Origin of the sequence: Corynebacterium sp. L4757, from assembly GCF_043673995.1 — a bacterium.
GTDB lineage: Bacteria > Actinomycetota > Actinomycetes > Mycobacteriales > Mycobacteriaceae > Corynebacterium.
The window spans coordinates 103275-122095 of the sequence record NZ_JBIMEN010000008.1 but is presented as its reverse complement, the minus strand read 5'-3'; the positions used below and the strand labels follow the sequence as shown (position 1 = coordinate 122095).

Annotated in this window: 16 protein-coding genes; 3 read left to right on the top strand and 13 right to left on the bottom strand. The window is 54.5% G+C overall.

The features are described from left to right. Positions 1-8 precede the first annotated feature (8 nt). The 12 genes from argJ to uvrA form a co-directional block, all read right to left on the bottom strand. Complete coding sequence (gene argJ / locus ACG98I_RS10745; RefSeq protein ID WP_394720632.1) at positions 9-1202, bottom strand: bifunctional glutamate N-acetyltransferase/amino-acid acetyltransferase ArgJ; 1194 nt, start codon at positions 1200-1202, stop codon at positions 9-11. A gap of 70 nt (positions 1203-1272) precedes the next feature. Further along, positions 1273-2316, bottom strand: coding sequence for an N-acetyl-gamma-glutamyl-phosphate reductase (gene argC, locus ACG98I_RS10740; RefSeq protein WP_394720631.1), 1044 nt, complete (start codon positions 2314-2316; stop codon positions 1273-1275). A 144-nt stretch (positions 2317-2460) separates the two neighbouring features. Then, positions 2461-4947 carry a phenylalanine--tRNA ligase subunit beta gene (gene pheT / locus ACG98I_RS10735; protein ID WP_394720630.1) on the bottom strand — a complete coding sequence of 829 codons (2487 nt, stop codon included), beginning with the start codon at positions 4945-4947 and terminating at the stop codon, positions 2461-2463. Positions 4948-4970: 23 nt separating this feature from the next. Next, a complete protein-coding gene (gene pheS / locus ACG98I_RS10730; RefSeq protein WP_394720629.1) occupies positions 4971-6017 on the bottom strand; it encodes a phenylalanine--tRNA ligase subunit alpha in 1047 nt (348 codons plus the stop codon). A 127-nt stretch (positions 6018-6144) separates the two neighbouring features. Then, positions 6145-6948: a TrmH family RNA methyltransferase gene (locus ACG98I_RS10725; protein WP_394720628.1), complete on the bottom strand. Its 804-nt coding sequence runs from the start codon at positions 6946-6948 to the stop codon at positions 6145-6147. Positions 6949-6994: 46 nt separating this feature from the next. Beyond that, positions 6995-7438 (bottom strand): hypothetical protein, encoded by a 444-nt coding sequence (locus tag ACG98I_RS10720; protein WP_394720627.1) that lies wholly within the window; start codon positions 7436-7438, stop codon positions 6995-6997. Positions 7439-7571: 133 nt separating this feature from the next. After that, positions 7572-8051 carry a TM2 domain-containing protein gene (locus ACG98I_RS10715; protein WP_394720626.1) on the bottom strand — a complete coding sequence of 160 codons (480 nt, stop codon included), beginning with the start codon at positions 8049-8051 and terminating at the stop codon, positions 7572-7574. A gap of 239 nt (positions 8052-8290) precedes the next feature. Beyond that, entirely contained in the window at positions 8291-8674 is a 384-nt protein-coding gene (gene rplT / locus ACG98I_RS10710) for a 50S ribosomal protein L20 (protein WP_005323264.1), read from the bottom strand. Between the two features lie 55 nt (positions 8675-8729). Further along, the gene (gene rpmI, locus ACG98I_RS10705; RefSeq protein ID WP_066794305.1) at positions 8730-8924 is read right to left on the bottom strand and encodes a 50S ribosomal protein L35; all 195 of its coding nucleotides are present in this window, start codon (positions 8922-8924) and stop codon (positions 8730-8732) included. 96 nt (positions 8925-9020) lie between these two features. Next, positions 9021-9587, bottom strand: coding sequence for a translation initiation factor IF-3 (gene infC, locus ACG98I_RS10700; RefSeq protein WP_394720625.1), 567 nt, complete (start codon positions 9585-9587; stop codon positions 9021-9023). Positions 9588-9852: 265 nt separating this feature from the next. Beyond that, a complete protein-coding gene (locus tag ACG98I_RS10695) occupies positions 9853-10947 on the bottom strand; it encodes a hypothetical protein (RefSeq protein ID WP_394720624.1) in 1095 nt (364 codons plus the stop codon). 36 nt (positions 10948-10983) lie between these two features. Then, entirely contained in the window at positions 10984-13830 is a 2847-nt protein-coding gene (uvrA, locus tag ACG98I_RS10690; protein ID WP_394720623.1) for an excinuclease ABC subunit UvrA, read from the bottom strand. Between the two features lie 72 nt (positions 13831-13902). Here uvrA and ACG98I_RS10685 point away from each other — a divergent pair, with 72 nt between their 5' ends. The 3 genes from ACG98I_RS10685 (at position 13903) to ACG98I_RS10675 (ending at position 17964) form a co-directional block, all read left to right on the top strand. Continuing rightward, positions 13903-14505 carry an MBL fold metallo-hydrolase gene (locus tag ACG98I_RS10685; protein ID WP_394720622.1) on the top strand — a complete coding sequence of 201 codons (603 nt, stop codon included), beginning with the start codon at positions 13903-13905 and terminating at the stop codon, positions 14503-14505. A 114-nt stretch (positions 14506-14619) separates the two neighbouring features. Next, entirely contained in the window at positions 14620-15597 is a 978-nt protein-coding gene (locus ACG98I_RS10680; protein ID WP_394720621.1) for a DoxX family membrane protein, read from the top strand. Positions 15598-15693: 96 nt separating this feature from the next. Then, positions 15694-17964, top strand: a complete 2271-nt coding sequence (locus ACG98I_RS10675; RefSeq protein WP_394720620.1) for a HelD family protein — start codon at positions 15694-15696, stop codon at positions 17962-17964. A gap of 2 nt (positions 17965-17966) precedes the next feature. Here the strand turns inward: ACG98I_RS10675 and ACG98I_RS10670 are convergent, their stop codons facing one another. Then, a complete protein-coding gene (locus ACG98I_RS10670) occupies positions 17967-18788 on the bottom strand; it encodes a MurR/RpiR family transcriptional regulator (RefSeq protein ID WP_394720619.1) in 822 nt (273 codons plus the stop codon). Positions 18789-18821 lie beyond the last annotated feature (33 nt).

Sequence of the window (18821 nt, the reverse complement as noted above, 5' to 3'; positions counted from 1 at the left end):
GAAAACTTTTAAGAGCTATACGCTGAGTTGATCTCAACGTAGTCATGTGAGAGATCCGTGGTGCGCACAAAGGCAGTACCTTCGCCACCGGTGCCCAGGTCCACCAACACGTCAATGTCTGCACCAGAAAGATCAACTTCACGGGCACCCGGTGCGCCGGTTGATTCCACGCAGACTGGCTGGTCATTGAAAAAGACCGAAATATTATCCGGGTCCATATCGGCATCCGCCATGCCCACTGCCGCCAAAACACGACCCCAGTTCGGGTCGGAGCCAAACATTGCGCACTTAAAGAGGTTGTCGCGGCCGAGCGTGCGCGCAGCGTTCAGCGCTTGCGCATCATCGCCGGTACCCTTGACGGTGATTTTCACACGCTTGGTCACGCCCTCAGCATCAGCTTGCAACTGATCCGCCAAATCCGCGCACGCCTTCAGGATGGCTTCATCAAGTTCTTCCTGGCTGGGTTCAATACCGCTGGCACCATTAGCCAAAACAATCACCGTGTCATTGGTGGAGGTCGAACCATCCACGTCCAGGGTGTTGAAGGTGACATCGCACGCCTTGCGCAGCGCCGCGTCCAGGGCTTCGGGGCTCGCCTTAGCATCGGTAGTCAAGCACACCAGCATGGTGGCCAATGATGGTGCCATCATGCCCACGCCTTTGCCCATGCCACCAATCGACCAACCATCGCCATACACAGCGGTCTGCTTCGGCACCGTATCAGTAGTCATAATCGCTTCCGCGGCACCAGCGCCATAGCTTGGGTCGGTGCCCAAGGCTTGCGCTAGCTTTCCGATGCCCCCATGCACCTTATCCATCGACATTAACTCACCGATAAGACCTGTGGAACACACAGCGATCTCATGGGTCTCAAGCCCGAGTGCCAGTGCGGTATCTTCCACCATCTTCTTGGCATCGGTCATACCCTGCGCACCATTGCAGGCATTTGCATTACCGGCATTAAAGACCACAGCCTTGATCTGATTTGGCTCACCTTCTTCAAGTGCTGCCTGGGAGACCTTGACCGGTGCTGCCACCACGCGGTTGCGGGTAAATACTGCTGCCGCATCAAAACGTGGGCCCTGGTTTAGAACCAGCGACATATCGGCATTACCGGAGGGTTTAATGCCCGCGGTAGTTGATGCCGCAGAAAACCCCTGGGGAACGGTAACGCCCAATGGCAAAGAATCAGAAGAAGTCATGGTGACGGTCCTTGTTAAGAGAAATTAGCTATTAGCAGTAAATAATAATGAAGAAATACGGTTGCCCGGTTTAAGGTGCAACGGCAGCTTGTGGCAGACCCGCGGTTTCTTCTAGACCCAGCGCAAGGTTCATGCACTGGACTGCGGCACCGGCGGTGCCCTTGGTCAAATTATCCAAGGCAGAGGTGATAACCAGCTTGCCGGCACGCTCATCCACATGCGCCTGAATGTGGCACATATTTGAGCCGACTACGTACTGGGTTTGAGGCTGCTGACCTTCTGGCAGCACATGGCAGAAAGGCTCATCTGCATAGAATTCATTGAAAGCCTGAGTAACCTGCGCCTGGTCCACGCCGTCCTTCAGAGGCGCAGTAATGGTTGCCAGAATGCCGCGTGGCATTGGTGCTAGCACCGGAGTGAAGCTCATTGACACATTCTTCTCTGCGAGCGGGGTGAGGTTTTGAATGATCTCTGGGGTATGACGGTGCATGCCACCTGGTGAATATGCTTTGACGCTACCCATGGTTTCAGCGCCAAGCAGCGGCACGGAGGCCTTCTTGCCCGCACCGGAAACACCAGTGACCGCGATGACCGAAAGATCCGGCTCAATGAGCTGTGCGGCGATAGCAGGCAGGGCGCCGAGCGTAATCGTGGTGGGGAAACACCCCGGTACAGCGACACGCTTGGAGCCTTTCAACTGTTCACGGTGACCGGGCAGCTCCGGGATACCATAAGGCCACGTGCCGGCATGCTCTGAACCGTAGAAATCTTCCCAATCCTTCGCATCTTTGAGACGGAAGTCTGCCGCGCAGTCAATGACCACTACGCCCTCCCCTAATGCCTTGGCAATCGGGCCGGAGTGGCCATGTGGAAGGCCGAGAAAAACCACATCATGGCCGGATAGATTCTCCACGGTGGTATCCACGATGGTGCGATCCGCCAACTGCGGCAAATGTGGCATGAGCTCAGGGACTGACTGACCAGCATTGGAATGGCCGGTCAATGCGCCGATTTTTAAGTCGCCCGCGAGATACGCTGGGTGGTTCAAGAGGAGGCGGAGTACTTCGCCACCGGCGTAACCCGTGGCGCCTGCGATTGCAACTGTGATTGTCATGTAAGCCACAATAGTAAATTATGCATATCTACGCAAACTATTCATTAGCGTTCTTCAAAAGAATCCTAAGTAAAAATAAGGGCTGCGCTTCTACCAGTAAATATAGTAGAAACGCAGCCCTTAAATCAGCGATTACGCGACTATTTATGCGCGCATCTCTGCACCCAGGCGCTGCTTAGCCAAATCGGCGGCAGCCAAACGGTGCGTGTTGACTTCCTCATCGGTCAATGTGCGATCCGGTGCGCGGAAGAACATCTTGAAAGCCAAGGACTTCTTCTCTGCGCCCAGCTTCTCGCCGCGGAAGACGTCGAAGAGCTCCACGCTTTCCAGCAACTCGCCGGCGCCCTCTTCCAGAGTCTTGCGTACTGTTTCTGCTGGCACATCTTCTCCCACCACCAAAGCAATGTCTTGGTGCAGGGTCGGGAAGGAAGACAGCACTGGTGCTGGCAGATTATCGGTAAATGGCAGCGCGGTGACATCCATTTCCATCGCACAGGTGCGCTCAGGCAAACCAAGAGCCTTCAGGATCTGCGGGTGAAGTTCACCGGCGTAGCCGACCACAATTCCACCGACCTTGATAGCCGCACAACGGCCAGGGTGCCAAGGCTTAACATCAGCGTTTTCAAGTTCGATCTCTACACCAGCAGAGCGAGCTACCTGGCGTGCAGACTCAATCGCATCCGCATAGGAGTACGCGCGGCCTTCGCCCCATGGACCTTCGAATTCCAGGTTGCCAGCACCCACGGTTGCCACGTGCAGTGGCTGCGCTGGCAAGGTGTTGATCAGCTGGTCAATTTCCTCATCGGATGGACGCTTGGTCACATCTGGCATCGGAGTATTATCCGCACGCTTAAAAGCAACCTGCTGCAGACCAAAGAGGGAAACATCAGAGCGGCCACGCGCGACATTGCGCGCAACGGCTTCGAGCATATTCGGCAGCAGCGTCGTGGAGAGCTTATTCTTATCCGACTCAAGCGGATTTTGAACGTTGACTACGTTGCGGCGTGCATCATCAGCGTCCAATTCCCAAGTATCGAAGGTCTCCGGGTTGATGAATGGGCTCGGGATAACCTCGGCATAGCCGGAATAAGCCAAGCCATGACCGATGGCCCGACGACGCTTCTGCGCAGGAGTCAGGCCGGTGCCACCAATGGTCGGGATTGGCAGGATGGATGGAATTGCTTCCAGGCCCTCCAAGCGCAGAATCTCTTCCACCAAGTCGACGTCTTCAGCAATATCGGTGCGCCAGGATGGAATGGTGACATCCAGAGCATTGCCGTTGTCATAAGCAGAAACTGAGCAACCAACCTCTTCGAGGCGCGCTGTGATGGTCTCAGCACTGTATTCGACGCCAGCGTAGCGCGAAGGCTTGGTGATATCCATGGACACCACTGGTGCATCTGGAATGCTGCCAACCAGGGTGCGGCCTTCTTCAACATGGCCACCGCCATATTGAACCAACAGCTCACAAGCCAGGTCGAGAGCATATTCGACGATAACTGGGTCCACACCACGCTCAAAGCGTCGGGATGCCTCGGAGCTGAGCTTATGACGGCGGGAAGTACGGGCTACGGTGATGGGATCCCACGTTGCAGCCTCGAAGTAGACATCAGTGGTCTCATCTGAAATCTCAGAGGTCGTACCACCCATGACACCTGCCATGGACTGGATGCCATTGTCATCACAGATCACAACGTCATCAGCAAACAGCTCGCGCTTGACGTGGTCCAGGGTCTCGAACTTCTCCCCTGCCTGTGCGTTACGCACCACCAAGTTGCCAGCAACCTGGTTGGCATCAAAGGCGTGCATTGGCTGGCCCAGGAAGAGCATCACATAATTGGTGATGTCAGTAGCCAGGTTGACTGGACGCTGGCCGCCAAGCATGAGGATGCGCTGCATCCAGAATGGGGACTGCGCCTTAGGGTCTATACCAGTGACTTTACGCAGACCGAAGCGAATAGCCTTGGTTTCCGCACGCAGGTCAATATCAATCAGGCTGCCATTAGCACCGGAGGCTTCGCCGACTGGGTCAACGAACTTCAAGTCGAAGGCAGAAGCAATTTCACGGCTAAGACCGCGCATGGACAGCGCATAGCCGCAGTCCGGGGTGATGTTGACGTCGAAGACCGTGTCAGGACCACCGAGCAAAGGCAGTGCATCTTCACCGATGTGCTCTGTATAAGACTCATCCAAAGTGATGATGCCATCGGACTTAGCGGTCAATCCCAGCTCCGCAGCAGAGCAAATCATGCCATTGGAGATGTGACCGTAGGTCTCACGCGCAGCAATCTTGAAGCCACCAGGAAGTTCAGCACCTGGCAAGGAGACTGGAACCAAAGAGCCTTCTTCGAAGTTGCGCGCACCGCAGATGATGCCCTGCAGCTCGCCGGTACCATTGGCCTGTCCAACGTTGACGTGGCAGTAGCGAATAGGCTTTTTGAACTCAGTGAGTTCTTCGATCTTCTCAACGCGGCCAATGACTACTGGGCCAGTGATGTCTGGCAGTGGTTCATAGCCTTCGGTTTCGAAGCCGACGCGTACGAAGCCTGCATCTAGTTCTTCGCTCGTGACAGTCCAGCCTGGGTTGTGCTCACCGAGGACGCTGTGGAGCCAGTTTTGTGAAATAAGCATAAAGTTTTCCTTCCTCGGATGAATTAAGCCTGGACGCCGAATGGCAAGGTGAAACGAACATCGCCCTCGACCATGTCACGCATATCCGACAGGCCATTGCGGAACTGCAGGGTGCGCTCAATACCCATGCCGAACGCAAAACCCTGGTACTCCTCAGGGTCGATACCAACTGAGCGCAGGACATTCGGGTTAACCATGCCGCAGCCGCCCCACTCAATCCAGCCTGCGCCGCCCTTCTTATTAGGGAACCAGACATCCACCTCCGCGGACGGTTCGGTGAATGGGAAGTAGTTGGTGCGCATGCGGGTCTTGGTGTCAGGGCCAAAAAGCTGACGCGCCAGGTGGTCCAAGGTGCCCAGAAGGTTCGCCATGGTCAGGCCCTTATCAATAGCCAGGCCTTCAATCTGGTGGAAAACCGGGGTGTGCGTTGCATCCAACTCATCGGTGCGGAATACGCGACCCGGGCAGACGATGTAAACCGGAACATCGCGGTCCAGCAGGGTACGTACCTGCACTGGTGAGGTGTGCGTACGCAGCACCTGGCGGGAGCCTTCCTCACCAACGTGGAAGGTGTCTTGCAGGGTACGTGCTGGGTGGTCGGGCTTGAAGTTCAACGCATCGAAGTTGAAGTACTCTGCTTCAACCTCTGGTCCCTCAGCTACTTCCCAGCCCATGCCTATGAAGATATCCGCCACACGCTCATTGAGCGCGGTGATCGGGTGCAGTGCACCAGCCTGGGAACGTGTCGTAGGAACAGTAACGTCCACGGCCTCAGCCGCGAGCTGCTCCGCGCGCGCTTTTTCTTCCAGCACCTGGTTTACTGCAGCAAAGTGCTTTTCAACCTTGCCGCGGGCCATGTTGACGATGCGACCGGCGTCCTTGCGCTCATTCTTTGGCAAGGTACCGAGTGATTGGCGTGCCTGGGATATAAAGCTCTTGTCTCCCAGATGCCCACGGCGTGCTTCTTGCAGCTCGTCCAGGGTCGTCGCCGCATCAAATGCTGCGATAGCCTCATTGGCCGCAGCTTCTAATGATGCCTCGTTAATTTCTATCTCTGGGGTAGCAGACACGTGCCCTTCAACCTCTTTAACTTGGATGAAATACTTCTAAAGATAACGCAACCATCCTACAGTCTCCCCCACGACTACATGCCGCTTACCCCACCACAATCACGTGGCGGGTTATCCCAACTCCGGTTTAGGAGTTCTGTGCCTTGGCTGATTCATACAAGCAAATGCTTGCCGCGGTGGCCAAGTTCAATGATTCCGCACGGCCGCGCAGCGGAATGCTCACGCGAATATCGGCAGCTTCCAGCAGTTCCTGGCTCAGGCCATGTGCTTCATTACCAAAAAGCCATGCAGTTGACTTGGTCAGGTCAACTTCATCCAACGTGGCATCACCACTCGGTGCGGTGGCCAGAATCTGCAGGTTGGACGAACGCAACTTGCCCAAAACGTCTTTCACATTGGTATCACGTGCCGTTGGGACATGGAATAAGCTGCCTGCCGATGCCCGAGCCACCTTTGACCCCAGCGGATCGACCGTTTCACCAGCAAAAATGACTCCATCAGCGCCCATAGCATCAGAAGTACGGATCAAGGTGCCGGCATTACCTGGTTCAGAGGTTTCCACCGGCACGGATACCAGGCGTGGCTTGCCATTAAGAATCTTGCCCGGCGTCCACAACACCGGTGTGCAGAGCGCGAAGATCCCCGTGGTGGTTTGTGTATCCGATAATGACTTTGCAGCACGGTCAGTGATCGGGTGAACGTAAACATCCATGTAGCCTGCTGCCGTGACAATCTCAGCGAATTTCTCCGCCGCACGTTCAGTCACAAAGACGTCTGTCGCAGCTCCCGTGGAGACTGCCGCGTCCACAGAGTTATCGCCTTCGACGATGAAAGCATTGGCCTTCTTGCGAGCCGATGCCCGGTGCAACTTTGCCGCGTTCACAATGCGCGGCGTGCGTTCAGTAAATGCCTGTTCAAAATCCAATGCCATGCTGTTTAATCTACCAAGCATGCCCGGATATCGAACTATTAGCGCATTAAGCTGCAGCGTTCGCGGGTTCCCTTGGCCCCGTGTGATACATATACAGCATATATAGATAGAACATGCTGACAATGGCTATGAAAAAGGCCAGAAAGCCGAAAGTACTTCCGGACGCGCTCATAACTACTGAGCACACGGCGGCAGAAATGCTTAGCGCCATTAACCCCGTTGACCACGTGCTGGCCACCTTAGCTAGGCGCATCCGCCAATAAGTCTCAATTGTAAGCCCAATAATAAGCAGCGTGGGCAATATTTTAGCGAGCATTCCGGTGCGCAAAAATTCTGATTCCTGCCAGCTCACAAGCATGAACACAGCCAAAGCCCCAGCAAGCACACGTAGTAGAACGCTATAGCCTTTGAGCACAGCCCCCTGATGTCCTGTGGCAGTGTCATTGTCTGTAGCAGTTGTCAAGGCTTCCTCCGGCAAGATTGAGTTCAAGATCGTGCAGTGTCGCCTCGCTCGCTGCCACCTTGGAGACGTCAAATCACTTTAGCTTCTAAATTTCCTGTCGGCGATGGTAGCACTGTATTCCCGAACATGGAAGTGTGATGTGGCGAGATTAATTAAGTGACTATGTGAGGAAGCGGCCGCCGGCATCGTATCCGTATTCGCCACTGCGAAGCAGGACGCGAATGAAGTCAACGAATGCCCAGATAGCCACAGTGCCAAGCAGGACGAAGCCAATGAAGATAATGGATGTGAGCCAACCAATGAGCGTCATGGTGAGCTGAGCAATCGCACGATTTCGGTAGCCGAGGTAGAAGTTATGCGCGCCCCAATTTCCTAGGAACGCAGTAAGCAAGAGTGTAACAACCCAAGACTTTGGCTCGCCTTGCGGCTGGACCATCCCAGGCTGTGCATAGGGTGAAGGAACTGATGCCTGTGGATTTTGCGCAAAAGGATCGTATGGCTGCTGCGCCTGTGGTTGTGGGTTTGGGCGCGGATTCATGAGTTCATCTTGATACTCAGCATAGGACTGTGGGCGTGGCTGCTCATCGAGTCCAAAGGGGTCCTGTGGCTCATTATTAAAAGCGTTATATGGATTCGTCACTGGAGTAACACGCCTTCCTCAGTATTCGTATATTGGCCGCTATTTCACGACCAGGTGGCCGTCCCGATCATTGAACTCTTACAAAGTTCTAGATCTTAAAGCGTAGATCTTATGACCGGATGAGCGCGAACGATGAGACCGTTTTTGGATAAAGCAGCAGAAAAGCCCAAGCCAACTATCACCTGGCAATCAGGTGACGGGCTTGGGCTTTCAAGTAGCCGTATGTTGAAGGCTTAGACTTAGGCAGCCTTAGGAGCGTTAACGTCCTCTGGCAATGCAGCCTTTGCGGCCTCGCACAGTGCGGAGAATGCTTCGAAGTCGTTGACAGCAAGCTCAGCAAGGATCTTGCGGTCTACCTCGATCTCAGCCAGGCGCAGGCCGTGGATGAGACGGTTGTAGGTGATGTCGTTCATGCGAGCTGCAGCGTTGATACGCTGGATCCACAGCTTGCGGAACTCAGACTTACGCGCGCGACGATCGCGGTAAGCGTAGGTCATAGAGTGCAACCACTGTTCCTTAGCCTTACGGTACAGGCGGGAACGCTGGCCGCGGTAGCCCTTAGCGGACTTCAAAATCGCGCGACGCTTCTTCTTGGCGTTGACTGAGCGCTTTACTCGTGCCACGGTGTTACTTCCTTAACTATCTTTGACGAACTATATGTGGGTGATTCGGCGCTAATTATGCGCGGCCAAGCAGGCGCTTTACGCGCTTGGTGTCGGCTGGAGCAACTGCTTCGGTGCCCTTCAGACGACGGGTACGCTTGGAGGTCTTGCCTTCCAACAGGTGGCGACGGCCAGCCTGCTCACGGCGCAGCTTGCCGGAACCAGTCACCTTGATACGCTTTGCGGTGCCCTTGTGGGTCTTCTGCTTCATGAGATTCCTAAATCCTTGACGAGTCGATAACGCGGCGAGAAGGCACAAGTGATGAACTCAAGTGCGCCGATACACCGTCGAATTGAACTTTTCGGGCTACTTCTTACCCTTGCGGTTTGGACCCAAGACCATGGTCATGTTGCGACCATCCTGCTTAGGGCGTGACTCTACGACGCCGAATTCTTCGACATCTGCAGCCAAACGCTCCAGCAAACGGTAACCAAGTTCAGGACGTGATTGCTCACGGCCACGGAACATGATGGTCACCTTAACCTTGGAACCCTTTTCCAGGAAGCGAACAACGTTAGCCTTCTTGGTCTCATAATCATGATCATCGATCTTAGGACGGAACTTCTGTTCCTTGACCACAGTCTGCTGCTGGTTCTTACGAGATTCGCGGGCCTTTTGAGCCTGCTCGTATTTGAATTTGCCGTAGTCCATGATCTTTGCGACAGGCGGCTTAGCGTTAGGCGCAACTTCGACCAGGTCCAAGTCTGCCTCGAATGCGAGCTTTCGCGCATCATCCGTGTGAACGATACCTACTTGTTCGCCTCCGGGACCGACCAGACGTACTTCTGGTACTCGGATGCGCTCATTAATGCGAGCTTCAGAGCTGATTGTATGTCTCCTAAGTGAGAAGGGATAAGATTGTTCGCCTACCACGTCACAAACGAGAAAAACCCGGTCTGCGTGATGTTTCCATCATTGCAGCCGGGAGCTTCAAAAGTTGCTAAGCAGGTTCATCCACGAATACTCGCGAAGGTCTAACTTAGTTACCTTTTACCTGTATCCTTCACAAGCTAACTTGTGCGGAATGAGGTGGGAGAAGCTCCGCTTGCGACCCGATGCTCCTGAAAAATGGCGCTACGGGCGGTAGTGGAGCTAACTTTAACACTCGTTTTCCCAATCGCCAAATCGGAACATGCTTCTACTCTGCGTCATCGCTCTCCCCGCGGTTCCGAGTAGAACTCACAGTGGCCGTTGGCTCATCAGTAGATTCTGCTTCTTCGGACTCTTCGGGGCTAGCCGCTTCCTTGGATCTCGATGCCTCAGCCGCAGATTCCTCTGCCTTAATGCAGTCATCGACGGCCTTAAGCTGACCAGTTTCCAATGCCTTTTCAATGACCGTTTCCATGCGCAGTGCGATTTCATTTAGTGCAGCGGCAGCCAGGTCCTCGGTTGAGTCATAGCCCGCTTCCTCGGCAGCATCAGAATCCTGCCCCCAGGTATCCCACGACATCGACAGCGCAACGCCGATGGCTCCACCGGGGACATCATTCTGTGAGGCAACCGGCATGACACCCAGCTGACGGGAAGTATAGACGCCATTGGTGTCATCTAATCCCCAACCGCCCTTAGAGTGCACGCCCTCGAGTGTGGCCAAACCCCACTGCTGCCAGTCCACAATGTCTTGCATTGCCTCATAGACATATTCGAATTCCGGCACGCAACCCAACCGCGATGCGAATCGTGCTTGGTCTTTTACTTTCCATGTAGACATGCCAAAGGCTTGCTCCATCTCTACATTGGATTCGAAATCATTAAGGAGTGCTTCAATGCTTTCTTGAGCGCTTCCTTCGGCCCACTCCACTTGCTGCCACAAGGTGTAGGCAGCGTCGTTATCAGATTCTTTGATAGCAGAATCCACGAGTTCTTCCGGCGCCCCATCACGTAGGGCCGCAATAGCAATCGGCACCTTGATCGTGGACCATGCTGGTTCACTGCCGTCGGAACCCGCGAGATGAGCCGAATCATCACCTTCGACTGCTAAAGATACTGTGCCGCCGAAGTCTTCCTCGACGTCATCAACAATCTGCTGCAGCGCTTCTTCCACATTGCCTTCCTCCAAAACCGCCAAGTCAGCGTCATGGTCATCAGCAGATATGGCGGTCGTCGTTGGTGTTGAATCGAATGCGTCTTCGCCAGGTGCTGCACAACCGGCCGCAAGGGCGATGGTTGTGAACAAACCTGCGGTCAGAATGGTAAATCGCCGAAAACGTGGCGATGTAGCAGTTGCAATCACGTCAACTGACCTTAGACCAGTCAACGCATTAAATGCCTACTGGCCTTCCAGTACCGGCTTGAGGAATTGCCCGGTGTAAGAGCCGTGCACTGCAGCGACATCCTCAGGTGTGCCTTCTGCCACTACGGTGCCGCCACCATTGCCACCCTCAGGTCCCATGTCTACGATCCAGTCGGCTGCCTTGATGACATCCAGGTTGTGTTCAATGATCAGAACCGAGTTGCCCTTATCCACCAGACCTTGGATAACCAGCATGAGTTTGCGGATATCTTCGAAGTGCAAACCAGTGGTTGGTTCATCAAGGATGTAGATGGTGCGGCCATTGGTGCGCTTTTGCAGTTCAGACGCCAACTTCACACGCTGAGCCTCACCACCAGACAAGGTAGTAGCAGCCTGTCCCAGACGGACATAGCCCAGACCAACATCCACCAAGGTTGCCAGGTAGCGGTGGATGGACTTGATTGGCTCAAAGAACTCTGATGCCTCAGAAATTGGCATGTCGAGTACTTCTGCGATGTTCTTGCCCTTGTAGAGCACCTCTAGGGTCTCGCGGTTGTAGCGTGCTCCATCACAGACCTCACATGGGACATACACGTCCGGCAGGAAGTTCATCTCAATCTTGATGGTGCCATCGCCCTGGCAGGCTTCACAGCGACCGCCCTTGACATTGAAGCTGAAGCGTCCTGGCTTATAGCCACGAACCTTTGCCTCCTGGGTCTCGGCGAAGAGATTACGGATCTTGTCGAAGACGCCAGTGTAGGTTGCTGGGTTCGAACGTGGAGTTCGGCCAATTGGTGACTGGTCCACCTGGACTAGCTTGTCAAGGTGTTCCACGCCTTCAACGCGCACAGCGCGGCCCGGAACCTGGCGGGCACGGTTAAGCTTATTCGCCAGAGTCTTCGCCAGAATCTGATTAACTACGGTCGATTTACCGGAACCAGAGACACCAGTAATACAGACGAGAACGCCTAGTGGGATCTCCACGTCAATATTCTTCAGGTTATTCTCGTGCGCACCCACGACCTTCAAGGTGCGTTCTTTATCAATCTCACGGCGGTTATCGGGCACTCCGAGTTTCTTTGCTCCGGACAAGTACTGTCCGGTCAAAGAGTCCTTCGACTTTAAGATGCCTTCCGGCTCGCCTTGGTAAACAACCTCGCCGCCGTATTCACCAGCGCGCGGGCCGATATCGATCAGCCAGTCCGCTTCCCGAATCGTGTCTTCATCGTGCTCAACCACGATCAAGGTGTTGCCGATATCGCGCAGACGCTTAAGCGTTTGAATCAGACGATGGTTATCACGCTGGTGCAAACCAATCGATGGCTCATCCAAGACATAGAGCACGCCCGCTAGGCCCGAGCCAATTTGAGTCGCAAGACGAATACGCTGTGCCTCGCCGCCAGAGAGAGTCGATGCACCACGGTCGAGGGTCAGGTAGTTCAAGCCCACATCTAGCAGGAAGCGCAGGCGTGCCTGAATCTCCTTCAGTACTGCACCAGCGATGATTTCCTCACGGTGTCCCAGAACCAGGGAATTCAGGAATTTCGACGCGTCCTCAATCGACAGCGCTGTTAAGCCAGCGATGGACAGCTCATCGAAGCCTTCCGCAGCCAGGCGGACAGCCAAAATTTCCGGACGCAGACGCGAGCCCTCACAGGTTGGACAAGGAACCAAGCGCGTATACTGCAGCAAACGGTCTTTCGCCCAATCGGAATCGGTTTGTTCTAGCTTGCGCTCGAGGAAGCCAATTGCGCCCTCAAAAGGTGCGGTCCAATTGCGCTGGCGGCCATAACGGTTCTTATAACGAACGTTGACTTCTTCATCGGAGCCATAAATCAGTGCGTCGCGCTGCTCCTCGGTCAAAGAGCTCAATGGCGCATTCGGATCAAAGTCCAAAGCCTTGCCCAGGCCCTCTACCAGTTTGACGAAGTACTTCGAGTTAGGCGAAGAAGACCATGGCTGGATAGCATCTACTGCTGGCGCATCCTTGTCTGGAATCAAAAGATCCAAATCCACCTCAGTCTTAGTGCCAATGCCATCACAGGCAGGGCAAGAACCAAAAGGCGCATTGAAGGAGAACGCACGTGGCTCGTACTCCTCAATCGTCAGCGTGTGTCCATTCGGACACGAGGCCTTCTCGGAGTAGGTGTGGGTGAGCTCCACATTATCAACGTAATCGATGGTTACCAAGCCATCGGCAAGCCGCAGCGCAGTTTCGACAGAATCGGTCAAGCGCTGCTTAGACGACGCCTTCACCTGGAGGCGGTCAACCACCACATTGATATCGTGCTTAATCTGTTTCTTAAGCTTCGGTGGATCATTAAGCTGAATAAGCTCTCCATCAACCGTTGCACGAACGAAGCCTTGTGAAGCCAAATCTTCGAACAGATCCACAAACTCACCCTTGCGCTTACGCACAATAGGAGCCAGGACTTGGAATTTCAGCTTCTCTTCTTGCGCTAATACAGAATCCACAATCTGCTGTGGCGTCTGACGTTCAATGACTGCGTCACACACCGGGCAGTGCGGGGTACCTGCACGGGAGAAAAGAAGACGCAGGTAATCATAGACTTCCGTAATCGTACCCACGGTCGAACGCGGGTTATGGTTAGTGGATTTCTGGTCAATCGACACTGCCGGCGATAGACCGTCAATAAAATCAACGTCCGGCTTATCCATCTGGCCTAAGAACATGCGCGCATAGGAGCTCAGCGACTCTACATAACGACGCTGCCCTTCGGCGAAAATAGTGTCAAAGGCCAGCGAAGACTTGCCTGAGCCAGACAGGCCGGTAAACACCACCATTTTGTCGCGCGGGACATCAATGTCCACCCCTTTGAGGTTGTGCTCACGTGCACCGCGGACTATTAAACGATCAGCCACTTGTTCCTTGTTCTCTTCCTCTGGATGTCTTTTGTTCTACTCTTCATCGAACATACCCGTAAGGTGGGAGATATGACGAACGATATTACTTTGCATCACATCTCCGTTTCCGAGATGGACAACAATTGCTACCTACTGGCAGCAGGAGAAGAAGGCCTGCTTATTGACGCCGCTGATGACGCAGCCGCTATCTTCAAGATGGCTGAGAACGCCGGGGTGAAAATCACGAAAGTTCTCACGACCCACCGCCACTGGGATCACGTCCGCGCGCTCGAAGTAGTACTGAAGAAAACTGGCGCGGCACACTACTCTGCTTTCTTGGATGCCCCTGCCCTCCCCGCAGCTGTCGACGTGGAGCTCAACCACGATGATGTCATTGAGTTCGGCGGCCGTGAGCATGACGTCATTATTCTGCGCGGCCACACCCCAGGCGGCGTGTGCTTGGCGGTAGACCTCGACGGTGTTCCGCAGCTCTTCGTGGGCGATTCACTCTTTCCTGGCGGCGTAGGTAAGACCACCTCGGAAGGTGACTTTGTCCGTCTCTATAAGGACGTGACTGAGCGTCTATTTGATATCTATCCCGATGAGGCTGTGGTGTGGCCAGGTCACGGCAAAAATACCACGCTTGGCGATGAACGTCCCCACCTGGGTGATTGGTGGGACCGCCGCTGGTAATTGCAACATTAAAGTTACCTGCTAAACATAAAATTCCTAGCACCAGTTGCTGCAAAATGCGTACACTGGATTATTAGAAAAGTTTGCGAACTTTATTTAAGGAGCTAAAACAACATGCTACGCAAGATCGCCCGACCAATGCTCGCGTCCTACTTCGTGTGGGACGGTGTTGACACCTTCCGCAACCCTGAGCAGCACGTAGAAGAAACTGAAAACCTGCTGCAGCGTCTGCGCAAGGTTCTGCCAAAGGACTACTCGGGTTTTGTCCCTAATGATCCTGAGCTCGTATCCCGTGCTCTAGCTGGTGCCCGCGTTGGCGCAGGCTCCCTGCTGGCTATTGGTAAGGCTCCACGTACCTCCGCTGCGGTACTCGCTGGCACTACCCTGCCAGCACTCATTGGCGCTAATGCTTTCTGGTCTGCTGATTCCAAGCAGGAAAAGGATGAGAGCCGCAACTCTCTGATCACCAACACTGCACTTCTGGGCGCTCTTTTTATCACCACCCAGGATCTGGAAGGCAAGCCATCTTTGCGCTGGCGTGCACAGAAGGCCGGTGAGCGTACCGGCAAGAAGGTTCAGGCTGCGCTCCCAACCAAGTCTGAGACCCAGAAGTTGACCGATAAGGCTTCGGATTGGTTTGAGGACACCACCGACCGCGTGACCTCTTATGTTGATGACCACAAGGATGAGTGGCAGGACACCGGCAAGGATTTGCTCAACACTGCGAAGTCCTATGTTGATGAGGCTCGCACCTATGTTGATGACAACAAGGATGATTGGCAGGATGCTGGCAAAGGTCTGATCGCTAATGTGCGTGATACCGCCAAGGATTACTCCAACACCGCGCGTGGCTTTGTCAATGACAATGCTGGTGACTGGCTGGCTGCCGCCGAGGATAATGCAAAGACTGCACGCAAGAACGTAGTTAAGAACGCTTCCAAGGCACAGCAGAAGGCAGACCAGGCGTTGAATAAGGCTGAGAAGTCTTCCGGTGGCTCCTTGAAGAAGTGGAATAAGAAGGCTGATAAGTTCCAGAAGGAAGCCGACAAGAAGATTGCTAAGGCAATCAAGAAGGTTGGCAAGAACATTTAGTTTTTGCTTGCTTAGAACGCATTAACCACAACGGCTCAGCTTTTTGTATGCTGGGCCGTTGTTCTATTTTCATCTTTTCTCAACCCAAGGAAGTTGATGCCCTCCGTGACCTCGCCGTCAACACCTCATTCCTCCTCCCCTGATTTCGCAGGAAAAGACCACGCTATCGCCCATGAGCAGGCATACGTGGATATGCTTTTTGACCGCCTTGATAAGGAAGTCGCTGATGCGAATCAGCGACTTAATGAAGTCCAGGCGGATGTAGACCCAGCTAACCCCGACTCCGATGCCTTGGTGCGCCGTGAAACGGAATACCATTTGCTGCAAGGCAAGCTCGACCGATTGAACCTAGCCCAATTGGGTTTGGTCTTCGGCCGCGTGGATGTCAATGCTCCAGGTGATAATCCCACTGAGGAAGGTCTTGACCGCCGCTATATCGGCCGCATGGGCTTGGACGCCCGCGAGGATGATTACCGCACGTTGCTGTTGGATTGGCGCGCACCGATGGCACGGCCTTTCTACCTGGCCACTACCGCCCAACCAGAAGATGTCGCAGTCCGCCGCCACATTCGCACCAAGGGACGCACCGTTGTTGATATTACCGATGAAGTCCTTTCCCGCGAGCTAGCAGCATCAGCTCAACCAACCGATTCCACCTCGATCACAAGTGAGACCGCGCTTCATCACGCCATGGAGCGTGCCCGCACCTCGCACATGAGCTCAATTGTGGAAACGATTCAGCGTGAGCAGGATGAGATCATTCGCGATGAGCGCCGCGGCGTCATGGTGGTTGATGGCGGCCCGGGCACTGGTAAGACCGCAGTAGCGCTACACCGTATCGCATACTTGCTGTATAACCACCGTGAACGCCTGGCTTCCACGGGCGTGTTGATTCTCGGTCCTAATTCCACTTTCTTGGACTATATTTCCCGCGTTCTGCCTGAGCTCGGCGAAACAGGCGTCGTGTTGTCTACCATTTCGGAGCTTTTCCCTGGTGTAACTGCAACACTGCAAGATTCATTGGTCACCCGCGAAATCAAGGGCTCTGATGCGATGGTGGATATCCTCGGTAATGCGTTGCGCGCCTACCAGGTAGTGCCTGGAGATTCCATCACGTTCAAGGTGGAGCAGCTCTACCTCACTGCCACCCCGGAGATGGTCAAGGCAGCGCGTACTCGCGCTCGGCGTTCACGCAAGCCTCATAATGATGCGCGCGGCGCATTCATCGACCACTTCGTGCAATCACTAGCTGAACAAATGGCGGAAAAGATCGGCGCGGATCCTTTAGGAGGTCAAAACCTGCTTTCGCGAGCAGATGTGGATCAGCTTTTTGATGATCTTTCCGACACCCCAGCCGTTCAAGAACTGATTGATGCTTTCTGGCCACAGCTGACCCCACAATTCGTGTTGGCCGAACTGCTTGGCTCCGAAGACACGATTGCCCAGGCCGCGGCTGATTATGATGATGAAACCCGTGAGGCACTGTTCCGCCCCACACAGTTTGATGGCATCGAAGCCTGGTCGGCATCTGATGTAGCACTCCTTGATGAATTAGCTGTGCTCATCGGCATGCCCGATGTAGAGGCTCAGGAAGAAGCTGAACGACAGGCCTGGAAAGAACAAGTCTCGGATGCCGAAGATGCTCTTGAGATCTTGTCCTCATCAATGTCCACCGATAATGACGATGACATGTTTGAGGCAGAAATCCTTTCCGCCCATGACGTCATTGACGCAGAGGCACTAGCACGCCGTCAGCAAACCATTGACCACCGTTCTACTGCTGACCGCGCCCGCGCGGATTACACCTGGGCTTATGGCCATGTGGTCATTGATGAGGCACAGGAGCTGACCCCCATGGAGTGGCGCATGGTCTTTCGCCGCACCCCATCGCGGTGGATGACCGTCGTGGGTGATACGGGCCAAACCAGCTCACCCGCCGGTGTCGACGCGTGGGAAGATACCCTCGGTGAATTCGTGGGCGAGCGTTTCCGCATCCACCAATTGACCGTCAACTATCGCACCCCGCAGCCCATCGCAGATCTGGCGCACAAGGTGCGACTCACTGTGGGTGACAACGCGCAGCCAACAGAGTCCATCCGCGATGGCGAAGCGGTGATATTCCTGGATACCGTCCCGGATAATACGCACGCTGGCACTTTCACCGATGAAGAAGGACGCCTGCATGCGGTCATTGATGTCAGCAATGTTGAAGAAATCAAGGGCTTGGAGTTCGACCACGTCACGGTGATCAACCCAACTGAGATCATCAATCGCAGTCCCCTGGGTATCAATGACCTCTACGTGGCACTCACTCGTGCAACGCAAACGCTGACCATCGTCGGCGAATGGCCGGCGGAGTTTCAGTAAAGCTACTCGCGTAGCCCTTCGCTCACGATATCTAAGGTATCCGTCCGTGGCGGCAAGACCGCCGCGGTACGCTCTGCCAGCTGCTCACAAACGAAGAGCAGCTCCACGCGGGAGGCATGATAAATTTCATCACGGAAAGAGCTATATGCTTTCGGAATAATCAGGCTGTGGTCTGAAACTTCCGTTAGCGGCGTGCGTGAGAATGATGTCAACGACACTACTTGAGCGCCCGCCTGCTGAGCTAGGCTAGCTGTGCGAATAGTCGGATTATTAACGCCTGAGCCAGAAATAGCCACGCACACGCTATCTTCACTCAAGCCCGCCGCAGCAATATTTTCCGTGGTGTGGTCCGGGTGCATAACAGCTGGTATGCCAACGCTGACTAGCCGCGCCACTAAGGTCGTCCCCAATGGCGCAGACATGCCATGCGCGGTCACCTGTACCAGACGCGCGTTGGCAAGTAGCTCGGCGATCTTATTAACTTCTGCTTCATCGATCACCAATGCCTGCAGGCTCGCTGCAACCGCCGCGGCAGCCGCTGCAATCCCCTTGCCTTCATTCTGTGGCTGCGGAATCTCACGTGCCAAGGCCACACGAAATTGCGGAAATCCCTCATAACCAAGCGCCTGTGCAGTGCGTACTACGGTCGCACGGCCCACGCCGACTTTCTCGCTGACTTCCTGCGCCGTCATATCCACAACCGTATCTAGGTTATCCAGCGCATATTGCGCCACCTTGTACTGGTTAGGTTTCAACGACCGCGCTGCTGCCGCCAATCGTGCAGACGCCGAGAGCTCCGCGGGAGCGGGATGGGTATCTGTCATAGCAAAGGGTTACTTTCTACTCACTCGACCTAA

Bases quoted from the DNA above. Each gene is read 5' to 3' on its own strand.
- ACG98I_RS10680 (WP_394720621.1), top strand. From the start codon at position 14,620: ATGCTACGCAAGATCGCCCGACCAATGCTCGCGTCCTACTTCGTGTGG.
- ACG98I_RS10685 (WP_394720622.1), top strand. From the start codon at position 13,903: ATGACGAACGATATTACTTTGCATCACATCTCCGTTTCCGAGATGGAC.
- ACG98I_RS10725 (WP_394720628.1), bottom strand. From the start codon at position 6,948: ATGGCATTGGATTTTGAACAGGCATTTACTGAACGCACGCCGCGCATT.
- ACG98I_RS10675 (WP_394720620.1), top strand. From the start codon at position 15,694: ATGCCCTCCGTGACCTCGCCGTCAACACCTCATTCCTCCTCCCCTGAT.
- argJ (WP_394720632.1), bottom strand. From the start codon at position 1,202: ATGACTTCTTCTGATTCTTTGCCATTGGGCGTTACCGTTCCCCAGGGG.
- ACG98I_RS10670 (WP_394720619.1), bottom strand. From the start codon at position 18,788: ATGACAGATACCCATCCCGCTCCCGCGGAGCTCTCGGCGTCTGCACGA.
- pheT (WP_394720630.1), bottom strand. From the start codon at position 4,947: ATGCTTATTTCACAAAACTGGCTCCACAGCGTCCTCGGTGAGCACAAC.
- rpmI (WP_066794305.1), bottom strand. From the start codon at position 8,924: ATGAAGCAGAAGACCCACAAGGGCACCGCAAAGCGTATCAAGGTGACT.
- argC (WP_394720631.1), bottom strand. From the start codon at position 2,316: ATGACAATCACAGTTGCAATCGCAGGCGCCACGGGTTACGCCGGTGGC.